The organism is Promicromonospora sp. MEB111, assembly GCF_030209445.1.
Lineage (GTDB): Bacteria > Actinomycetota > Actinomycetes > Actinomycetales > Cellulomonadaceae > Promicromonospora.
In genome coordinates this window covers 25625-46436 of record NZ_JARVSD010000017.1, presented here as the reverse complement: position 1 = coordinate 46436, position 20812 = coordinate 25625, and the positions used below count along the sequence as shown (strand labels likewise).

The 20812-nt window shown below is 73.2% G+C and carries 17 protein-coding genes; 10 read left to right on the top strand and 7 right to left on the bottom strand.

The genetic code is table 11. The features are described 5' to 3' along the window. The first annotated feature begins 214 nt into the window (after positions 1 to 214). Genes pdhA through QRN56_RS21170 form a run of 3 tightly spaced genes read left to right on the top strand, consistent with a single transcriptional unit; the run spans position 215 to position 3897 of the window. On the top strand, positions 215 to 1384 hold the full coding sequence (pdhA, locus tag QRN56_RS21180) for a pyruvate dehydrogenase (acetyl-transferring) E1 component subunit alpha (RefSeq protein WP_285106565.1): 1170 nt from the start codon (positions 215 to 217) through the stop codon (positions 1382 to 1384). Positions 1385 to 1389: 5 nt separating this feature from the next. Further along, the gene (locus QRN56_RS21175; RefSeq protein WP_285106563.1) at positions 1390 to 2421 is read left to right on the top strand and encodes an alpha-ketoacid dehydrogenase subunit beta; all 1032 of its coding nucleotides are present in this window, start codon (positions 1390 to 1392) and stop codon (positions 2419 to 2421) included. A 24-nt stretch (positions 2422 to 2445) separates the two neighbouring features. Then, positions 2446 to 3897, top strand: coding sequence for a dihydrolipoamide acetyltransferase family protein (locus tag QRN56_RS21170; RefSeq protein ID WP_285106594.1), 1452 nt, complete (start codon positions 2446 to 2448; stop codon positions 3895 to 3897). 243 nt (positions 3898 to 4140) lie between these two features. Here the strand turns inward: QRN56_RS21170 and QRN56_RS21165 are convergent, their stop codons facing one another. Next, positions 4141 to 4422 (bottom strand): WhiB family transcriptional regulator, encoded by a 282-nt coding sequence (locus tag QRN56_RS21165; RefSeq protein WP_312877184.1) that lies wholly within the window; start codon positions 4420 to 4422, stop codon positions 4141 to 4143. A 158-nt stretch (positions 4423 to 4580) separates the two neighbouring features. Between QRN56_RS21165 and QRN56_RS21160 the strand changes: the two genes are divergently transcribed. Both QRN56_RS21160 and QRN56_RS21155 read left to right on the top strand, forming a co-directional pair. Further along, positions 4581 to 6626 carry a bifunctional copper resistance protein CopD/cytochrome c oxidase assembly protein gene (locus QRN56_RS21160; protein ID WP_285106562.1) on the top strand — a complete coding sequence of 682 codons (2046 nt, stop codon included), beginning with the start codon at positions 4581 to 4583 and terminating at the stop codon, positions 6624 to 6626. Positions 6627 to 6674: 48 nt separating this feature from the next. Beyond that, entirely contained in the window at positions 6675 to 8852 is a 2178-nt protein-coding gene (locus tag QRN56_RS21155) for a S9 family peptidase (protein WP_285106561.1), read from the top strand. A 69-nt stretch (positions 8853 to 8921) separates the two neighbouring features. Here the strand turns inward: QRN56_RS21155 and QRN56_RS21150 are convergent, their stop codons facing one another. Both QRN56_RS21150 and QRN56_RS21145 read right to left on the bottom strand, forming a co-directional pair. After that, complete coding sequence (locus tag QRN56_RS21150) at positions 8922 to 9266, bottom strand: hypothetical protein (RefSeq protein WP_285106560.1); 345 nt, start codon at positions 9264 to 9266, stop codon at positions 8922 to 8924. A gap of 261 nt (positions 9267 to 9527) precedes the next feature. Further along, on the bottom strand, positions 9528 to 10583 hold the full coding sequence (locus QRN56_RS21145) for a chymotrypsin family serine protease (protein WP_285106558.1): 1056 nt from the start codon (positions 10581 to 10583) through the stop codon (positions 9528 to 9530). A gap of 258 nt (positions 10584 to 10841) precedes the next feature. Between QRN56_RS21145 and QRN56_RS21140 the strand changes: the two genes are divergently transcribed. Continuing rightward, the gene (locus QRN56_RS21140) at positions 10842 to 11057 is read left to right on the top strand and encodes a hypothetical protein (RefSeq protein WP_285106556.1); all 216 of its coding nucleotides are present in this window, start codon (positions 10842 to 10844) and stop codon (positions 11055 to 11057) included. Between the two features lie 10 nt (positions 11058 to 11067). Beyond that, entirely contained in the window at positions 11068 to 13002 is a 1935-nt protein-coding gene (locus QRN56_RS21135) for an NHL domain-containing thioredoxin family protein (RefSeq protein ID WP_285106554.1), read from the top strand. 4 nt (positions 13003 to 13006) lie between these two features. Here QRN56_RS21135 and QRN56_RS21130 read toward each other — a convergent pair whose 3' ends face one another. Beyond that, positions 13007 to 13651 carry an HAD family hydrolase gene (locus QRN56_RS21130; RefSeq protein ID WP_285106552.1) on the bottom strand — a complete coding sequence of 215 codons (645 nt, stop codon included), beginning with the start codon at positions 13649 to 13651 and terminating at the stop codon, positions 13007 to 13009. A 43-nt stretch (positions 13652 to 13694) separates the two neighbouring features. Beyond that, positions 13695 to 14180, bottom strand: coding sequence for a PTS sugar transporter subunit IIA (locus QRN56_RS21125; RefSeq protein WP_285106550.1), 486 nt, complete (start codon positions 14178 to 14180; stop codon positions 13695 to 13697). Positions 14181 to 14312: 132 nt separating this feature from the next. On the opposite strand from QRN56_RS21125, the gene ptsP reads away from it, so the two are divergent. The 3 genes from ptsP (at position 14313) to QRN56_RS21110 (ending at position 18348) form a co-directional block, all read left to right on the top strand. After that, complete coding sequence (gene ptsP / locus QRN56_RS21120) at positions 14313 to 15962, top strand: phosphoenolpyruvate--protein phosphotransferase (protein WP_285106548.1); 1650 nt, start codon at positions 14313 to 14315, stop codon at positions 15960 to 15962. A gap of 58 nt (positions 15963 to 16020) precedes the next feature. Beyond that, positions 16021 to 16899 (top strand): sugar phosphate isomerase/epimerase family protein, encoded by an 879-nt coding sequence (locus QRN56_RS21115; RefSeq protein ID WP_285106546.1) that lies wholly within the window; start codon positions 16021 to 16023, stop codon positions 16897 to 16899. Positions 16900 to 17214: 315 nt separating this feature from the next. Next, positions 17215 to 18348, top strand: coding sequence for a magnesium and cobalt transport protein CorA (locus QRN56_RS21110; RefSeq protein ID WP_285106544.1), 1134 nt, complete (start codon positions 17215 to 17217; stop codon positions 18346 to 18348). A 52-nt stretch (positions 18349 to 18400) separates the two neighbouring features. Here the strand turns inward: QRN56_RS21110 and QRN56_RS21105 are convergent, their stop codons facing one another. After that, positions 18401 to 19747 (bottom strand): MFS transporter, encoded by a 1347-nt coding sequence (locus QRN56_RS21105; RefSeq protein ID WP_285106542.1) that lies wholly within the window; start codon positions 19745 to 19747, stop codon positions 18401 to 18403. Between the two features lie 171 nt (positions 19748 to 19918). Beyond that, the gene (locus QRN56_RS21100) at positions 19919 to 20530 is read right to left on the bottom strand and encodes a TetR/AcrR family transcriptional regulator (RefSeq protein WP_285106540.1); all 612 of its coding nucleotides are present in this window, start codon (positions 20528 to 20530) and stop codon (positions 19919 to 19921) included. Positions 20531 to 20812: the final 282 nt, after the last annotated feature.

The window sequence follows — 20812 nt, the reverse complement described above, 5'->3', positions numbered from 1 at the left end:
GTGGGTTCCGACAAACGGTCCCGGGAGAGATTGGGGGACATCGCGGCAGACCTACCTACGGAGCCGTAGCCTACGCTTGCGTAGGCTACGAGAGCGTAGGTTGCGGATCGGCCAAATTTCCGGCTGGACCCGTGCCAGGATGGAAAGGTCCCCGGAACGGACCGGGCGTCTCCGCATGTGCGGGCGCTCGCGTCCGCAGGTGAAGGAGGAAAGTGTGACTACCACCAACGGCTCCAACGAGGCGATCCCGACGTTGCAGCTACTCGATCCCCAAGGGAACCGCGTCACGACGCGCGGGACCAAGGGCTATCGCGACCGCGCCGCGACCCTGACCACGGAAGACCTCCGTGGCATGTACCGCGACATGGTCCTGACTCGCCGTTTCGACGACGAGGCGACCTCGCTCCAGCGGCAGGGCGAGCTCGCCCTGTTCGCGCCCGCTCGTGGCCAGGAGGCCGCGCAGGTCGGCAGTGCCTACGCCCTGCGGCCGCAGGACTACGTCTTCCCGTCCTACCGGGAGCACGGTGTGCTGCACGTCCGTGGGCTTGACCCTGTCGACCGGCTGCGGTTCTTCCGCGGTTCGGACCACGGTGGGTGGAACCCCACCGAGCACAACACGGCCGTCTACACCATCGTGATCGGCGCGCACACGCTGCACGCCGCCGGCTACGCGATGGGCGTCCAGCGGGACGACACCCCGCTCGACAAGCGCGACGGCACCGCGGTGATCACGTACTTCGGCGACGGCGCCACCTCGCAGGGCGACGTCAACGAGGCCATGGTCTACGCGGCGGTGAACAACGCCCCGGTCGTCTTCTTCCTGCAGAACAACCAGTGGGCGATCTCCGAGCCGACGACCCGCCAGACCAAGGGTCCGCTCTACAAGCGCGGCGAGGCGTTCGGCATGCCGAGCCTGCGCGTCGACGGCAACGACGTGCTCGCCGTGTACGCGGCGACGCAGGAGGCGCTCGAGCGCGCCCGCCTGGGCGAGGGCCCGAGCTTCATCGAGGCGTTCACCTACCGCATGGGCGCGCACACGACGTCGGACGACCCGACCCGCTACCGCACCTCCGAGCAGGAGGAGCAGTGGCGGCGCCGCGACCCGATCGACCGCCTCGGCGCCCTGCTGCGGGCCGAGGGCGGGCTCGACGACGACTTCGAGGCCGAGATCAAGGCCGCGGGGGACGAGCTGGGCGCAAAGCTGCGCACCGGCGTCCGCGCCCTCGACGGCGGCCCCGCCGTCTCCAGCACGTTCGACGACGTCTACGCCACCCCGCACGGCGTCGTCGCCGCCGAGCGGGCCTGGTACGAGGCCTACGACGCCGGTGACCCGCCGGCCCCCCAGTACGCGATCGCGGACTCAGCGCAGGGAGGCGCACGATGACAACCATGGCGGAACGAACGCACACCACCGGCGGCGCCGCGGAACCGGCGTCGGGCACCCAGACGCTGTCGCTGGGCAAGGCGATCAACGAGGGCCTGCGCGCCGCGATGCGGCGCGACGACAAGGTCATGCTCATGGGCGAGGACATCGGCCCGCTCGGCGGCGTCTTCCGCGTGACCGACGGGCTGCAGGCCGAGTTCGGCGAGCAGCGGGTCGTCGACACCCCGCTGGCGGAGTCCGGCATCGTCGGCACCGCCATCGGCCTGGCCATGCGCGGCTACCGGCCGGTCTGCGAGATCCAGTTCGACGGATTCGTCTTCCCGGCGTTCAACCAGATCACCACGCAGCTGTCCAAGATCCACAACCGGACGCGCGGCGCGGTGCAGATGCCCGTCGTCATCCGCATCCCGTACGGCGGCGGCATCGGCGGCGTCGAGCACCACGGCGAGAGCCCCGAGGCGCTGTTCGCGCACACCGCCGGACTGCGCGTGGTCTCGCCGAGCACCCCGCAGGACGCGTACACGATGATCCAGGAGGCCATCGCCTCCCCGGACCCCGTGCTGTTCTTCGAGCCGAAGAGCCGCTACTGGGGCAAGGGCGCGGTCGACCTCGACACCCCGCTCGGCACCGACACGCTCAACGCCGCTCAGGTGGTCCGCCAGGGCACCGACGTCACGCTCGTCGCCTACGGGCCGTCCGTCGTGACCGCGCTCAAGACCGCCGACGCGCTCGCGGAGGAGGGCCGGTCCGCCGAGGTGATCGACCTGCGCGCCATCTCGCCGATCGACACCGCGGCCGTGGTGGCGAGCGTGCGCAAGACCGGCCGCTGCGTCGTGATCCACGAGGCCCCCGTGTTCTTCGGCGCCGGCGCCGAGATCGCGGCCCGGGTCACGGAGGAGTGCTTCTACGCGCTGGAGGCGCCCGTGCTCCGCGTGGGCGGCTTCCACACCCCGTATCCCGTGGCCAAGCACGAGCACGAGTACCTGCCCAGCGTGGACCGTGTGCTCGACGCCGTCGACCGTGCCTTCGCGCACTGACCCAGGAGTGAACCGAGAGTGAGCTTGAACATCCAGAGGTTCCCGCTCCCCGACGTCGGCGAGGGGCTCACCGAGGCCGAGATCGTCGAGTGGCAGGTCGCCGTGGGCGACACCGTCGAGGTGAACCAGACGATCGTCGAGATCGAGACGGCGAAGTCGCTCGTCGACCTGCCGTCGCCCTGGAACGGGACCGTCTCCGCACTCCTCGTGGAGTCGGGCACCACCGTCGACGTCGGCACCCCGATCATCGAGATCACCGTGTCCGACGGCGGTGGCGCGCCCGCCCCCGCGTCGAACGGCACCTCCTCCGCGGCACCCGCGGCGGCCGCCCCGGGCGCCCAGGAGGAGAGCTCCGGGTCCGTGCTCGTCGGCTACGGCACCGCCGAGGCGAAGGCGAGCGGACGGCGTCGCCGGCACCAGGCGGCGGTCGCCACGACGACGGCTCCGGCCGCGGTCGTGGCCGCCCCGCCCGCCCCGGCTCCGGCACCCGCCCCCGTGGCGGCCCCGCCGGCTCCGGCACCCGCCCCGGTGGCGGCCCCGCCGTCGGACACCGGGACGACGACGGCCGCACGCGCCCGCGTGCTCGCCAAGCCGCCCGTCCGCAAGCTCGCCAAGGACCTCGGTGTGGACCTGGCGGGCGTGCACGCGTCGGGTCCCGGCGGCATCGTGACGCGCGAGGACGTGGTCGCCCACGCCGAGCGCTCCTCGGTGCAGAAGCTGACCAGCTACCCGGACGACGAACCGTGGCTCGCCCAGGGCGTCGTCTCACCGGACGGGCGTCAGACGCGCGTCCCGGTGCGGTCCGTGCGCAAGCGCACGGCCGAGGCCATGGTGGCCAGCGCCTTCACCGCGCCGCACGTGACGGTGCTGCACACCGTCGACGTCAGCAGGACCATGAAGCTCGTGGCCGCGCTCAAGGAGGACCGTGACTTCACGGACGTCAAGGTGACGCCCCTGCTCGTGGCGGCCAAGACGGTGCTGCTCGCCGTGAAGCGGCACCCGCAGATCAACGCCTCGTGGGACGACGCCGCCCAGGAGATCGTCTACAAGCACTACGTGAACCTGGGCATCGCCGCGGCGACGCCGCGGGGCCTCGTGGTGCCGAACATCAAGGACGCGCACACGCTCGACCTGCTCGGCATCGCCAAGGCGCTCGCGGGGCTGACGGCGACCGCGCGGGCCGGGCGCACCTCGGTCACGGACATGTCCGACGGCACCATCACCATCACCAACCTGGGTGTCTTCGGCATCGACACGGGTACGCCGATCCTCAACCCGGGCGAGTCGGGCATCCTCGCCTTCGGTGCGATCCGCAAGCAGCCGTGGGTGCACAAGGGCAAGGTGAAGCCGCGCTGGGTGACCACGCTGAGCTTCAGCTTCGACCACCGGCTGGCCGACGGCGAGCTGGGCGCCCGGTTCCTGTCCGACGTCGCGCGGGTCCTCGAGGACCCCTCGCGCGGCCTCGTCTGGAGCTGAGCCGCTCCACCAGAAACGTGTCAGACCCCCAGGTCACCCGGGTGACCTGGGGGTCTGACACGTCTACGGGCTCCTCGGCGGGCCGGGACTCTGGAACGATCCAAGACGCGGGACGGCCGGAGCAGCGCGCCTGTCCGGATCGGTCTGGGCGATCCGCGGTACGGACGGGCGCACTGCTCCGACATTCACGGCAGCCGGACTCGGCCACCGTGCCCCGGGCGACGTCTGGTGCTCACACGGCCGTCACGCCACGCGCATGCCGCCGATCGAGCGCGGGCGTCCACGACGACGCTTGCGGCTGCGTACGGTGCCGTCCACGACGATCTCTCCGCCCCACACGCCCCACGGCTCGCGGCGTGCGAGTGCGCCCGCCAGGCACTGCGCCTTGAGCGGGCAGGCGGCGCAGGCGCGCTTCGCCTCCTCGAGGTCCGCCGGATGCTCCGCGAACCAGAGCTCGGGCTGTTCCGAGCACGGCACGGAGTCGTCGGTCTCGGTGATGATGTTCGCGAGGTCCACACTGGTCACAACGCAGAAGAGGGCTAAAGGGTTGGGTTTGGTGCATAATCCCTCCCAACTTTTCCTGAATTTCTTCGAAAGTCCCGGTGGCGGTATGCCCGCGGTGTGGTCAACGGGACGTCCGCGGGCGGTCAGAACCGCTGCCCGGCGCGCCTAGGCTGGACCGTGTGACACCCACCGACGCCCGGAACGGGACCAGCAGAACCGCCCGGAAGAGCACCGAGAGCGGCCCGACCAGCCCCTCGTGGCTCGGCGTGGCCCTGCCCGTCGCGGGGCTCGTGGCGCTGGCCGCCCTCTTCGCGGCCGGCGCGTTCTCCGGGGCGTTCACCGCGTTCGCCAACTTCGCGGACCCGGGTGTGCTGGTGCGCTGGGGCGTGCCCGTCGCCACCGTGACCACCGAGCTGGCCGTGGCCGTGACCGTCGGCACGCTCGCGCTGGCGGCCTGGGTGCTGCCGCGCGGGCCGCTCGTGGACCGCGCGATCGGGGTCGCGGGCGTGGCCGCCGGAGTGTGGACCGTCGCCGCGCTGGTGCAGCTCGTGCTGCGGTTCTCGTGGTCCACGTACCTGCCCCTGGACTCGCCGACGTTCGGCCCGGCCCTGATGGAGTACGTCTCGACCATACCGGTGGGCCGTACCTACCTGGGGATCGTGATCGTCGCCGCGCTCACCGCCGCCGTCGCACTCCTCGTGCGGGGCTCGGTCGGCGCCCTGTGCACGATGGCGCTGCCGCTGGTCGCCCTCGGCATGCAGTCGTCCACGGGCCACGCCGCCGGCGCCGCCAGCCACGACCTCGCGATCTCGGCCCTGTTCCTGCACCTGGGCGGCGCCGCCCTCTGGATCGGTGGGCTGGCCGCGATCGTCCTCGTCGGGCTGCGGTACGCCGCGACCGCCGACGTGATCCGGCGGTACTCCGCGATCGCGATCTGGTGCTTCGCCGCCGTCGCCGTCTCCGGCCTGGTCAGTGCCTGGATCCGGATCGGGTCGCTCGACCAGCTCGGCACCGACTACGGCATCCTGATCGTGGTCAAGGCCGTGCTGCTGATCGTGCTGGGCGGCCTGGGCTGGCTGCACCGCAGCACCGTCGTCGCGCGCCTGTCCGCCGGCACCACGAGGAACGCGGCGGTCGGCCTGTTCTGGCGCCTCGCCGCGGTGGAGGTCGGGGTGATGGGCGCGGTGTCCGGCGTGGCGGTCGCCCTCGGCTCCACGGCGCCTCCTGTGCCCGACGACGCGATCACAGACCCGACCCCGGCCGAGATCGTCACCGGCCACCCGTTGCCGCCCGAGCCGACGGCGCTGCGGTGGCTCACCGAGTTCCAGTGGGACGTCATCGTGGCGTTCGCGTGCGCGGCCGCCCTGATCGTGTACGTCCGGTGGGCGCTCCGGCTGCGCAAGCGCGGGGACGCGTGGCCGGTGGGCCGCACCGTCTCCTGGTGCCTGGGGATCGTGGTGCTCTTCTGGGCCACGAACGGCGGCGCGGCCGTCTACGGCCACGTGCTGTTCAGCGCCCACATGGTCCAGCACATGATCCTGGCCATGGTGGTGCCGATCTTCCTCGTGCTGGCCGCGCCGGTCACCCTGCTCGCCCGGGCCGTCCCCTCGCGCAAGGACGACTCCCGCGGGCCTCGCGAGTGGATCCTGCTGCTGGTGCACTCGGCCTGGGGCCGGTTCCTCGCGAACCCGATCGTGGCCGCCGTCCTGTTCGCCGGCGGGATGGTCGTCTTCTACTTCACGCCCCTGTTCGAGCTGGCCCTGACCACCTACGCCGGCCACCTGTGGATGATCCTGCACTTCACGCTCGTCGGATACCTCTTCGCGAACGCGCTGATCGGCGTCGACCCGGGCCCGTCCCGGCCGGGGTACCCGATGCGGCTCGTGCTGCTGTTCGCCACGATGGCCTTCCACGCGTTCTTCGGCGTCACGCTGACGTCGGGCACGGCCCTGCTCGTCCCCGACTGGTTCGGGCTCATGGGCCGCCCGTGGGGACCGAGCGCGATCGTGGACCAGCAGAAGGGCGGCGCCGTCGCGTGGGGCATCGGCGAGCTGCCGACCCTGCTGCTCGCCGTCGGCGTCGCGATCTCCTGGACCCGGTCCGACGCGCGCGAGGCCCGGCGCACCGACCGCAAGGCGGAGCGGGACGGCGACGCCGAGCTGGAGGCGTACAACGAGATGCTCGCCAAGAAGGCGGAGCAGGCGGCGCGGCGCGGGGAGGGCTGACGACGTAAATCCGTGCCCGGCCTCGTTCCGGCGTGATAGGACGGCCGCGTGAGCGAATCTCCGCAGACCCCGCAGACCCCGTTCCACGACCTCGACCAGTACGTGGCGATCCCGCGCCTCACCGGCCTCACCGCCAGTCCGGACGGCACCCGGCTCGTCGCCACCCTGCAGACGCTCGACGGCGAGCGCACGGCCTACCGCACCGCCCTCTGGGAGGTGGACCCGGCGGGCGAGGCACCGGCACGGCGGCTGACCCGGTCCGCGAAGGGTGAGTCGTCCGCCGTCTTCACGCGGTCCGGCGACCTCCTGTTCACCTCGGCCCGGCCCGACCCCGACGGCAAGGGCGCCGACGAGCCCAGGTCGGCGCTCTGGCTCCTGCCGGCGGGCGGCGGCGAGGCCCGCGTGATCGCGTCCCCGCAGGGTGGCGTCTCCGGCCCGCTCGTGGCGCGTGACGCCGACACGGTGAGCGTCGGCGCGAGCCTCCTGCCCTCCGCGAAGGACCTGGCACAGGACGCCGAGCTCCGGAAGGCCCGCAAGGACCAGAAGGTCTCGGCGATCCTGCACAGCGGTTACCCGGTGCGGCTCTGGGACCACGACCTGGGCCCGGACGAGGAGCGGCGCCTGGTCGGCGACCTCGCGTCGCTCGTGGACGAGCCCGCGGCCCCGCTGCCGAAGGCCCCGCGTGCCGAGGGAGCCACCCCGGCGGCCGACGAGGAGACGCCGGGCAAGCACCTCCACCTGCGCGACCTCACCGGCGCGGGGCGGCACCTGACGGACCACGCCGCGGACCTGTCCGCCGACGGTACGACCCTCGTCACCACCTGGAACGTGAGCGACCCCGGCGCGGCCGTACGCGGCACCCTGGTCGTGCACGACACCAGCACCGGCGAGCGGCGCGTCCTGGTGGACGACCCGGACGCGGACACCGGCGCCCCGCGCATCTCGCCCGACGGCGCCTGGGTGGCCTACGTGACCGAGTCGATCTCGTCCCCGGACGAGGCGCCCGTGGTCCGGCTCGCCCTGGTGCCGACGGACGGCTCCGCGGAGCCCGTGGTCCTCGCGGACGACTGGGACCGCTGGCCCGGTCGCCCCACCTGGCTCCCGGACGGGAGCGGCCTGCTGGTCCAGGCCGACGACGACGGCCGCGGCCCGGTCTTCCTGCTCACGTTCTCGGGGTCGCTGCCCGGCGCCGACGTGGTCGTCGAGAAGGTGACGTCGGACGACGCGGTCTTCTCGGACCTCTCCGTCACCCCCGACGGCGCGACCCTCTTCGCGCTGCGGAGCTCCTACGCGGCTCCCGCGGAGCCGGTCCGCGTCGACCTGGCGGCGTTCGCCGCGTCGGGTGCCGCGGGGGAGCGGACGCCGGTCGCGGCGACCCTCCTGCGCTCGCCCGTTCCGGCCCCGGCCCTGCCGGGCACGCTGACGGAGGTCGAGACCACCGCCGAGGACGGCACGCGCGTGCGCGCCTGGCTCGCGCTGCCCGCCGACGTCGGCCCGGAGGCCAAGGCCCCGCTCCTGCTGTGGATCCACGGCGGCCCGCTGGGCTCGTGGAACGCGTGGAGCTGGCGCTGGAACCCCTGGCTGATGGTCGCCCAGGGCTACGCCGTGCTGCTGCCGGACCCCGCGCTGTCGACCGGGTACGGCCAGGAGTTCGTGCAGCGCGGCTGGGGTGCCTGGGGCAGGGCGCCGTTCACGGACCTGATGGCGATCACGGACGCCGCGGAGGCGCTGCCCGAGATCGACGAGACCCGCACGGCCGCGATGGGAGGCTCGTTCGGCGGGTACATGGCCAACTGGGTGGCCGGGCACACCGACCGGTTCCAGGCCGTCGTGACGCACGCGAGCCTGTGGGCGCTGGACCAGTTCGGCCCCACCACGGACGCCTCGTTCTACTGGGCGCGCGAGATGACGCCGGAGATGGCGCTGGAGAACAGCCCGCACCTGGCGGTGGGTGACATCCGGACCCCGATGCTCGTGATCCACGGGGACAAGGACTACCGGGTCCCGGTGGGCGAGGGCCTGCGCCTGTGGTTCGAGCTGCTCACGAAGTCGGGCCTCCCGGCGTCCGACGACGGCGAGACCGTGCACCGGTTCCTGTACTACCCGGACGAGAACCACTGGATCCTGACCCCGCAGAACGCCAAGGTCTGGTACCAGGTGGTGTCCGCCTTCCTCGCCGAGCGGGTGCTCGGCGAGACGCCCGAGCTGCCGGCGACGCTCGGCTGACCGAACGTTGCGCCGGGGTGGAGCGGGTGATGCGTCCGCTCTGCTCCGGCGCCGGGCCGGCTCCGGGCGTCAGCCCGCCCGAACGGCGCCCACGACGCGCACGCGCACCGCGACGTCGTCGATCTCCTCGGGGATCTTGTCCACGAGACGGGCGTCCGTCACGTTGACCTGCAGCACCCAGCTACCGCCGGGTCCTGCCACCTGTTCGACCAGCTCGTCCTCGGAGAGCACTTCGACCGGCGACCTGCCGGACGTGCCGGGCTGCGCTTGCTTTCGAGCGAGATTCTCACGTGGTGGCTGGCCGATTGACGCCGTGAACTCTGGGGCGACGCCAACCCCGATCACACCGTCGAGCCCGGCGACGTTTTTCCGCAATGCGGCTTTTGCCGACCGAGCCTCGTCGAGTGTTGCCATCCCGATCACCTCCTGGTCATCCATTGTGTCCCCCGTGTCTACCCCCTTCCACCGGGGCCGGAAGGGGCCGCGGGGCACACCGGGGCACCCTGGGCAGCGCCGCAGGTCAGCAGGGTTGCAGGCCGCGACGCGCCGTGCGGACACGCCCATCGCCCCGGCCGCCGAACGCGACACGCCCGACGGGGGAAACGCTGGTGCGCATGCCGAACATCACCCGAGACGCCCGGGCTCGTCCGGGGTGGATGCGGGCCGTCGCGGACCTCATGCGAACGGATGCGCCTGCTCCCTCGCCAGCTCCACGCCCAGTATCTCAAGGACCTGGTCGATCGGGTTGGCGTAGGTGAGTCCCTTGCCGCTGCGCCCGCCGGACTCCGACCCGGCGAAGAGCAGACCGACGGCCACGCCGTCCTCCCGGTAGACGAGCGCGCCCGAGTCCCCGCCGCGGGAGAACGGCCCGTCGTCGAGGCTCTCGATCTCGATCTGGTCGTCGAAGTTGAGGGCGCCGAGGTCCTCGTAGCCGACGACGACGTCGTCGAGCTCGATGGCCGTGACGCGCCCGCGCGTGGTCGCCGTCGTGCGGCCCACCTTGCCGACGATCTCACCGCCCAGGGCGCGGGCGGTCTTGACCACGCGCCCCACGGGGTAGTCGAAGCTGACCGGGACCCGGTCGAGGCGCGCGATCGCGGCGTCCGTGTACGACGGTTCGGTCGAGTCCAGGTCCACCACCTGCGTGAGCTCGCCGATCCGGTCTCCTGGCGCCAGCCCGCCGTCCGCCGGCCCCGGCTGCAGGACGACGTCGCCGGGCCGCGCCTCCGGGGACCCGGCCAGCACGTGGTAGTTCGACAGCGCGTACAGGTGGCCGTCGCCGGGCACGGCGCGGGTCACGAAGGCACCGAGCGTGCCCGCCGTGACGCCCACGTGGCCGATGGAGATGCCGGGCCGCAGCGGACGCCGCCGGTCGGTGTCGCCGTCCGCCTGCGACGTCGGCGCGGGCGGACGTGGGCCGAGCTCGCTCACCGGGCGGATGCGGCCGGTGCGGCGGACGTCGGCCGTGGGCCCGATCTCTGCCGAGACCTTGCGCACGATCGAGCGGGCCCGGGGTATCCCGAGCCGGTAGCGGACCGCGATGCCGAACTCGCCGTCCCCCTGCGGCACCAGGCCGAGCGCCAGGGTGGGCGCCCGCACGGCGTCCGCGGCGTCGGCCTCCGTCCGCGCACCCGGCGACCGCGGTGTCGCCACGGCCCCGTGCTTCTCGGCTAGCTCTCGGGCGAAGGCTGTGAGCTGCTCCTTCATCTTCCTGGCCTGGTCGCGGTCCATGCCCTGATCCTCTCCTCACCCACCAACACGACACGGCAGCAAGATGGCGACACGCCGATCTGCCCAGGAAAGTCATCCGATAGACGGATATCGCCCTGCCAGGTTTGCGCGGTACGTTCCTCTGCTACACCCAACCATGGCCGGGTGAAAGCCAGGAAGCCCCGAGGTGTCACAAAAGATCCTCGACAGCCTCTTGAAACGTTGGCGGCGCCCGCACCGGACGCCGAAGGACACGAAACGGCGAGAATGATCGGGACGATGGACGAGACGCGGAGCGCGCGGGTGACCCGCGCCGACGTGCGGGAGGCCCTCATGTGGGCCCTCGAGCGGGACCGCGCTGCCCTGCTCGCGCACCGTGCTGCCGTGCACTCCAGCAAGAGCGAGCTCACCCGCCGCCGGGCCGACAAGGCGCTGGTCGAGCAGTGGCGTGCCCGCAGGGCGGACGGCGGCAAGGACGCCTCGCCCCGGGAGTGACAATGGGCGGGTGAGCACCACCGTCCAGAACTTTCCCCGGGTCCGTGCGTCCGAGCTCGTCGGGCGCGGCTGGCTGAACACCGGAGGCCGTACCGTCACGCTCTCCGAGCTGCGCGGCAAGGTCGTGGTGCTCGACTTCTGGACCTTCTGCTGCATCAACTGCCTGCACGTCCTGGACGAGCTGCGCGAGGTCGAGGAGCGGCACCGCGACGAGCTCGTGATCATCGGGGTGCACTCACCGAAGTTCGAGCACGAGGCCGACCCCGACGCGCTCGCGGCCGCCGTCGAGCGGTACGAGGTGCGGCACCCCGTGCTCGACGACCCCGAGCTGGTCACCTGGGGCGCGTACACCGCGCGGGCCTGGCCCACGCTCGTGGTCATCGACCCCGAGGGCTACATCGTGGCGCAGATGGCGGGGGAGGGGCACGGCTCCGCGATCGCGGCGCTGGTGGACGACCTGGTGGCCGAGCACGCGCTGAAGGGCACCCTGCACCGCGGCTCGGGCCCGTACGTGCCGCCCGCCCCGGCGTCGGGCACACTGCGGTTCCCCGCCAAGGCGCTCGCCCTGCCGAACGGCAACCTCCTGGTCGCGGACGCCGGGCACCACTCCCTCGCGGAGCTCGCGCCCGACGGCGAGACCCTCGTGCGGCGCATCGGGTCGGGCGAGCGCGGCCTGGTGGACGGCGGCCCCGACGAGGCGCGGTTCTCGGAGCCGAACGGGCTGTGCCTGGTGCCGGAGGACCTGCGGTCGTCGCTCGGGTACGACGTCGTCGTCGCCGACACGGTCAACCACGCGCTGCGCGGCGTGCGGCTGTCCGACGGCGCCGTGCACACCGTCGCGGGCACCGGCCAGCAGTTCATGGTGGGTGGCCAGGAGAACGTGGCCGGCACCGTCGGCGCGTTCGACGCCGAGGACGCGTACGACGCGCTGAGCGTCCGGCTCTCCTCGCCGTGGGACGTGGAGTGGTCCGCCGAGCGCGGCGTGTTCGTCGTCGCGATGGCCGGGAACCACACCCTGTGGGACTTCCACCCCGGCCCGCACCTCGACCAGGTCTCGCTGCTCGCGGGCACCATGAACGAGGGCCTGGAGGACGGCCCGGGCGAGGGTGCCTGGTTCGCACAGCCCTCGGGCCTCGCGGCGGCGCCCGACGGCGTGCTCTGGCTCGCCGACGCCGAGACGTCCGCCCTGCGCCGCGTGGTGCCGGTGAGCGAGACCGAGGTGACCCTCGAGACCGCCGTCGGGCAGGGCCTCTTCGACTTCGGGCACCGTGACGGCGCGGCCGGCCAGGCCCTGCTGCAGCACCCGCTCGGGGTGGCGGTGCTGCCGGACGGCAGCGTCGTCGTCGCCGACACGTACAACGGGGCGGTGCGCCGGTACGACCCGGCCTCGGGCGAGGTGACGACCCTCGCGAAGGACCTGGCCGAGCCGTCCGACGTGCTCGTCGAGGTAGCGGACGACGCCGTGCACCTGCTCGTGGTGGAGTCGGCGGCGCACCGGCTCACGCGGGTGGCGCTCCCGGCGGGCCTCGCGGGCGAGGTGCTCGACGGCGGCGCGCACAAGGTCGCCCGGCCCGCCACCGACGTGGCCGCGGGTGCGCTCCGGCTCGACGTGCCGTTCGCGCCCGCTCCGGGCCAGAAGCTCGACGACCGCTGGGGCCCGTCGACGTCGCTCCAGGTCAGCGCGACCCCGCCGGAGCTGCTGCTGTCAGGGGCCGGGAACGGGACGGACCTGTTCCGTGACCTGGTGATCAACCCCGAGGTGACCGAGGGCGTGCTGCACGTGACCGCGAAGGCGGCGTCGTGCGACCAGGTGCCGCTGCTGCCGAACGGCGAGCCGGACCCCGACGTCTTCCCCGCCTGCCACCTGGCCCAGCAGGACTGGGGCGTGCCGGTGCGCGTGGCCCCGGACGGCACCGCGGAGCTGACCCTGCCGCTGCGCGGCTGACAGGTCAGCCGGCCAGCACCGCCGGCAGCTCGGTCAGCGAGTCGATCACGGTCGTGCGCGCCGCCTCGGGACGCAGCGCGTGCAGGTATCCCCACGGTCCGCGGCGGAGCAGGACGGGTCGCATCCCGGCGTCGGCAGCGGGGAGCACGTCGTTGTCCAGCCGGTCGCCCACATAGGCGATCTCCGACGGCGCGACCCCCGACAGCTCCGCGACCCGGGCGAAGAACTCCGGCTCCGGCTTCTGCACGCCCCACTCGTCGGAGGTGCGGATCGCGCTCGCCGGCAGGTCCATCGCCTCCAGGGCGGCGCGCGCCTCGGGTGGCTGGTTCCCCGCGATGACGACGTCGAAGCCGGCCTCGCGCAGAGCCGCCAGCGCGGGGCGGACGTCGGGATAGAGGTCGTCGGCGTCGAACCCCGTGCGCAGCCCGTCCGGGTCGTCCAGCGCCCAGGCGGCGGCCTCGGCCTGGTAGTCCAGCCCGGGTCGCAGCAGCTCGAAGGCCTCCCGGTGCGAGAGGTCGAGGGCGGCGCAGCCGCCGAGCACGCCCAGGAACGTGAGCGGCGGGACCCCGAGCCGCTCGGCCCACCGGAGCCAGATCCGGGACTCGTCGATCAGAGTCTCGCCGACGTCGAACACCACGGTGCGCACCATGGCCCCGACCCTAGGACACGCACGGGGGTGCGGGGCTGGCGGGTCACGCCAGGCGGAACAGCGGGTCGCCCGCCCGGACGACGGCGCCCGGCCGGACCAGCTCGTCGAGCGCCCCGGTACCCAGGTCCAGGGCGACGACGGGCACGAGGGGCGACCGGCCCCCGTCGGCCACCGTGGCGGGGGACCACGCGACGAGCTCCTGGCCCGCCGCGACGGTGTCGCCCTCCTCGACCAGCAGGGTGAAGCCCTCGCCCCCCAGCTGGACGGTGTCGATGCCGAGGTGCACCAGGACGCCCCGGCCCCCGGCGGGCTCTGCGCCCCCGGAGGGTGCCAGCAGCACGAAGGCGTGCGGGTGCAGCTTGACCACGACGCCGGCGCACGGCGCCACGACGCGCCCGCCGGTCTCGGGGTCGGGCTCGACCGCGAGGCCCGGCCCGACGATGCTCTCGGCGAAGACGGGATCCGGCACGTCGCGCATGGCGACCACACGTCCGGCGACGGGAGATCCGACGTTCAGGGCCTCGGCCATGCGGTCATCTTGTCAGACCGCCGCACCGGGCGATCGTCGGATCGCCGCACCGGGCGACCGGGTCTCGCTCGGCCCGTCGGTCGCGTGTAACGTTCCGAGGACACTCGACGACGAGCCCGAGGGAGCGTACGGATGACGAGCGAGAGGCTCACGGGAGTCCCGGCGAGCCCGGGCCGGGCGGTGGGGACCGTGGTCCGGATGCCGGCCCGGGTGCCCGAGCCGAGCACGAGCCGCCTGTCGGGTTCCGCGGACGACGCCGTCCGTGCCGTCGAGGACGCCGCGGCCCAGGTGGAGGCCGATCTCGCGGAGCGCGCGGGCCGGGCGTCGGGCACCGCGGCCGACGTCCTCGCGGTCACCGCGGCCATGGCCGCCGACCCGACCCTCGCCGCCGCCGCCGCCCGCCGCGTCCGCGACGACCACCTCACGCCGGAACGCGCCGTCTGGGACGCCGCCGGGGCGGTGGCCACGCAGCTCGAGTCGCTCGGTCCGCCCCTGTCGGAGCGCGCCCGGGACGTGCGCGACGTGCGCGACCGCATCGTCGCCGCGCTCACCGGTGCGGCCCCGCCCGGCGTGCCCGACCCGGGGCACCCGTTCGTGCTCGTCGCGAGCGACCTTGCCCCCGCCGACACCGCGATGCTCGACCCCGCCGTGGTCACGGCGATCGTCACGGCGCGCGGCGGCCCCACCTCGCACATGGCCATCCTGGCGCGTGCCCTCGGCATCCCGGCTGTCGTCGCGCTGCCCGGGGCGAACGAGCTGGCCGACGGTGAGGAGCTCGTGGTCGACGGCACGCTCGGCACGGTCCTGCGCGGCCCGTCCGCCGACGACGTCGCCGGCGCCCGGCGCCGGGTCACCGCCGCCACGTTCGACGGCCGGGGCGTGACCCGCGACGGGTCCGAGGTGGAGCTCGTGGCGAACGTCGCCGACCCGGCGGCGGCGGAGGCGGCCGCGGCCGCGGGTGCGCGCGGCGTCGGCCTGTTCCGTACCGAGTTCTGCTTCCTGGGCCGGGGCGAGGAGCCCAGCGTCGAGGAGCAGGTGACCGCCTACCGGGCGGTGCTGTCCCACTTCCCGGGCCGTCGGGTGGTGGTCCGCACGCTCGACGCGGGCGCCGACAAGCCCCTGCGGTTCCTCACGCCGGACCACGAGGACAACCCGGCGCTCGGCGTCCGTGGCCTGCGCACCGCAGTCGCGCACCCGGACGTGCTGGACCGGCAGCTCGACGCGATCGCCCGGGCAGCCGCCGCGGAGACCGCCGAGGTCTGGGTGATGGCGCCGATGGTCGCGACCGTGGACGAGTCCCGCGACTTCGCGGCGGCGTGCGCGGCGCACGGCCTGGAGCAGCCGGGGATCATGATCGAGACGCCGGCCGCCGCGCTGCAGGCACGGCACCTGCTGGCGGAGGTGGCGTTCGCGAGCCTGGGCACCAACGACCTCACGCAGTACACGATGGCCGCCGACCGGGACCTGGCCGGGGTGGCCGTCCTGTCGACGCCGTGGCAGCCCGCCGTCCTCGAGCTCGTCCGGGTGGCGAGCGAGGGCGGGGCGTTGCATGGTGCTCCGGTGGGGGTGTGCGGCGAGGCCGCGGCCGATCCCCTGCTCGCGCCCGTCCTGGTGGGGCTGGGCGTAACGTCGTTGTCCATGACACCTCGTGCCCTGGCGGACGTCGCAGGTACCCTCGCAACCGTGTCCCGTGACGAGTGCGTGGAGCTCGCACGGGACGTCCTCGAGTGCTCGACCGCCCAGGCGGCGCGCGACCTGGCGCGGGAACGTCTCCTCACGTGAACCTCATCTGAACCCCTCGGTCACATCTCAGTTACGAAGGCGCTCTAAGGTGGCCCGCATGCCCGAACCGATCCGGACCGAACCGCAGGAGCCGGCCGCACCCGATGTGCAGGTCACGCTCTCGACGGCGTCGGTCTTCCCTCGCCGTGTGCCGCTGGCCTTCGAGGCCGCGGCCGAGCTCGGCTACGACGGCATCGAGGTGATGATCTGGTCCGAGGAGGTCACCCAGAACCCGCGCTCGCTCGCGAAGCTGTCCGCCGACAACGGCATGCCGGTGCGCTCGGTGCACGCGCCGACGCTCCTCGTCAGCCAGCGGGTCTGGGGCCGGTCCCCGGACGCGAAGCTGGAGCGGACCACGGAGATGGCGCTGGAGCTCGGCGCCGGCACGGTGGTGGTGCACCCGCCGTTCCGCTGGCAGTACAAGTACGCGCGGCAGTTCCAGGACCAGGTCCGCGAGCTGAGCGAGACCACCGGCGTCACGATCGCCGTCGAGAACATGTACCCCTGGCGGGGCGGACGGCGCGAGTTCCAGGCCTACCTGCCCGGCTGGGACCCCGCCGAGCACGACTACGACGCCGTGACCCTCGACCTGTCGCACGCGAGCGTGGCCCAGCAGGACGCGCTCACGCTGCTGCACACCTTCGGTGACCGGCTGCGGCACGTGCACCTCGCCGACGGCAACCACGGCGCGCGGGACGAGCACCTGGTCCCCGGCCGCGGCAGCATGCGCGCCGAGAAGGTGCTGGAGGAGCTGGTGGCGCGCCGCTGGAGCGGCGACGTCTGCGTGGAGATCTCGACCCGGGCGGCGCGTACGGCCGCCGAGCGGCACGACGACCTGGCCGCCTCGCTGCAGTTCGCACGGGCCTACCTCTCGCCCACCCCGCACGAGTTCCACACGCCGCCGGGGGCGCACCACCGGCCCCATGACGCATGGTGACGGCTTTCTGTGACCTTGCTCTCGAACTGTTTCGATCCTGAGGGAGGACGGGGCTAGACTGGCCTCCGTCGAGCAGGTACTGGTGCGGCGGACCGCCGCAGGACGAAGGAGGTGGCGCGCATGACCCGTAGCGAGCCTCCGAGTAGTCCGAACCGCAGCTGAGCTGACGGTTCCCCTGCCCGCGGGTCCGCGGGTTCTCGCGCGCCGGTGCGCTCCGCCCCCTGCCGGGGCGTGAGGTCCACCGGTCGTCCGGCCGTCCGCTGCTGCGGTGTGCGTTCGCAGTCCTTTTCCTGCGCTCGACCCCAGGAGTTCCCCATGGCCACGTTCCTGCCCTCCCGTCCTGCCCGTCCCCTGCTGGGCGCGCTCCGCCAGCGCCGCACCGTCGGCGTGCCCGACGTCGCCCCGCGCCCCGTCGCGCCCGAGCCGCGTTCGGCGGTGGTCGCCGCCGCGATCTACGACGACGGCGTCCGCACCGCCGGCTACGACAACCTCGCCGAGACCTTCAGCGCGCTCCGGTCCCGCCCCGGCGGCATGGCCTGGATCGGGCTGGAGCGTCCCGAGGAGACCGAGCTGACCTCGCTCGCGCGCGAGTTCGACCTGCACCCGCTCGCGATCGAGGACGCCATCCAGGCGCACCAGCGCCCCAAGATCGAGCGCTACGGCGACACCCTGTTCGTCGTGCTGCGCGCCGCCCGCTACCTGGACGACGCCGAGGAGGTCGAGTTCGGCGAGCTGCACGTGTTCGTGGGCCCCGACTTCGTGGTGACCGTGCGGCACGGCGCCTCGCCCGACCTCGCCGCGGTGCGCACGCGGCTGGAGGCGGACCCCGAGATGCTCGCCCGCGGCCCCGAGGCCGTGCTCTACGCCATCCTCGACAGCGTCGTGGACGGGTACGCGCCGGTCGTCGCCGGGCTGGACCACGACATCGACGAGATCGAGTCGGACGTCTGGGGCGGTGCTCCCGACGTGTCGCGGCGCGTCTACGAGCTGTCCCGCGAGGTGCTCGACTTCCAGCGGGCGGTGCGGCCGGAGCAGGCGCTGTGCGCCTCGCTCGCCAAGGGCGCCGACAAGTACGGCGTGGACCCGGAGCTGCAGGCCTACCTGCGCGACGTCGCGGACCACCTCACCGAGGCCGCCGACCGGATCGAGGTCTTCCGGGCCGCGCTGCGCGACATCCTCACCGTGGCCGCGACGCTGGTCGCGCAGCGGCAGAACGAGGAGATGAAGCACCTCTCGGAGGTGAGCATCCGGCAGGGCGAGGAGGTCAAGAAGATCTCCGGCTGGGCGGCCATCCTGTTCGCCCCGACCCTCGTGGGCACGGTCTACGGCATGAACTTCGACACCATGCCGGAGCTCGGCTGGGCGTGGGGGTACCCGGCGGCGCTGGTCGCGATGCTCGCCGTGAGCGTGGGCCTGTTCGGCGTCTTCCGCTGGAAGCGCTGGATCTGACCGGCCGCGCGGGGGCCGGGCCCACGGGCCCGGCCGCGGCCCGTCGCCGGGCTCAGGCGGGGTCGAGGGTCTCCGGGTCGGGCAGGCCGGCGATGTACCGGTGCCCGACGGCGGCGACGACCAGGCCGGCCGTCGCCCCCACGAGCAGCGGGGTGCTGTAGCCCGAACGGGCCAGCAGGCCGCCGACGAGCGAGCCGAGCGGCATCGCGCCCCACAGCGCGGTGCGCCAGGTGCCGTGCACCCGGCCGAGCAGGTGGTTCGGCACCGCGGCCTGACGCAGGGACATGACCAGCACGTTCCACGTCGTCGTGCAGCCGAACGAGACGAAGATCGCGACCGCGCCCACCCAGACCAAGGGGAACGCGCCGGCCAGGAACCAGGCCCCGAGCCCGACGGCGTTCGCGACCGCCATCACCGGCCCCGTCCGGAAGCGCGCCTTGAGCCGGTTCGTGGTGGCCGCGGCGGTGAGGGCGCCCAGGGCGCCGGCCAGCATGAAGGTGCCGAACCAGGCCTCGGGCACGTCGAGTCGTTCCAGGACGAACAGCACCAGCGTGGATGTGACGGCGGCGTGACAGATGCCGATGAGCACGCTCACGATCCACAGCGGCCGCAGCATCGCGCTGGCCCAGATGAACCGGAATCCCGCGACGAGCTCGGCCCGCCAGCCCGGGGTGGGTTCGGGCTCGTCGCCCTGGCCCGGCTCGGCCGTCGTCGGCTCGGCGCCCGGCTCGACCGCCGTCGGCCCGGCAACCGGCTCGGCGCGGCGCCGCCGCGCGGCGATCCCGGAGGCGACGGCGGGCAACGCCAGCGCCAGCCCGCCGGCCACCGCGTACGCGGCGGCGTTCAGCCCCAGCGCCCAGGCCGCGGAGAACGCGAGCAACCAGGACGTGAGCGGCTGGGAGAGGAACTGCTGCACCACGATCTCGGTGGCCTCGATGCGCGAGTTCGCACGGGGTAGGTCCCCCCGGCCCACGAGGGACGGGACCACGGCGCGGATGGCGCCGTCGTACACCGTCTCCAGCACGCCGTACAGGAGCACGACCAGCAGCAGCCACCAGATGGTGAGCGCGCCCGTGAGGTGCAGGGCGAGGAGGCCGCCGGCCACGAGGGCGCGGACCCCGCCCGCCAGCGCGAGGGCGAGCCGGCGGTCGATCCGGTCCACGAGCACGCCGGCCGGGATGGCGAACAGGAGCCAGGGCAGCAGTGCGGCGACCGCGACGAGCGACACGAGCAGCGGGTCGTCCGTGAGCTGCACGGCCAGCAGCGGCGCGGCGACGCGCGCGATGCCGTCACCCAGGCTGGAGCTGAGGTTGGCGGCGACGACCCGGGTGAACGCCCCGCCGAGCGGCGCCGGCCGCATCGCGGGCGCGGGCTCGGAGTTCACGGCGGTGGAGGACACGCGCCAGAGGCTACCGCGTCGGCGGCGGGGGTTTTCACCCGATCTTCCGACGGTGAAGGTTCTGCTCAGGCTCTGCTTGTCGGCCGCCTGAGCCCGCGGTTCCGCTCCGGGCGCGTGCCTCGTTCCTCGGCCCGCACCCTGCGCTGCACCTCCGGCTCAGGCTCTGCCCGCTCAAGCGGGGACGCGCTCCGGCACCCGCGCACCGACCGCGCGGAGCACGAACGACTCGGCCGCGCGGATCGTGCGCTCGCGGGCCACGGGTTCGTCCGGGATGAGGCGCCCCGACAGGCAGGCGTTGACGAGGTGCACGGTGGGCTCGATGTCCTGGGGCGGGAACGTCCCCGCCTCGATCCCCGCGGTGAGGATCCGGCGCAGGATCGCCTCCACGATGTCGGCGTGCTCCCGCAGGCGCTGCTGCGTGGCGCGGGACAGGACCGTCCGCAGGTCCGGGCCGGGGGCGAGGTGGAAGACGCGGGTGAGCTGAGCCTGCTGGCGGATGTAGGTACGCAGCTGTTCCACGGGATCGCTGACGCCGTCCAGCGCCCGCTCCAGCGTGTGGGCGTACTGCTCCGTCTCGTGCGTGATGAACCCGAGGAGCAGCGCTTCCTTGTCGTGGAAGTGGTTGTAGACAGCGGTGCGGCCGACGTTCGCCGCTGCGGCGATGTCGGCCAGCGTGATGGTGTCGAACCCGCGCTCCGCCATGAGGGTGGACAGAGCGGTGAACAGCTTGTGCCTCGTCATCTGGCGGTGCTCGTGCAGGCTCTTGCCGATGATCTTGGGCATGCTGACATCATATGCCCGCGTCGTCAGTAACTGGAACGCGGGATCGGCGGCGTGCGGAGGCCGCATGCGCTTTCATCGGACAGATAGCGTTAAGTTCGGATAGATCCTGTTTGTGTGGTGCGGTGAGATCACCTTCATGCATTTGCACTGAGACTCAGTCGCCCAGAAATGCCCAAGGGGCGCCCGTGACGGTGCGGTTGAAATACGCCGTCCCGTGCGCCTAATGACGCGAGCCCTTCGTCACGAGCGTGTTTCCTCTCTGTAACATGCCCGCATCATGGG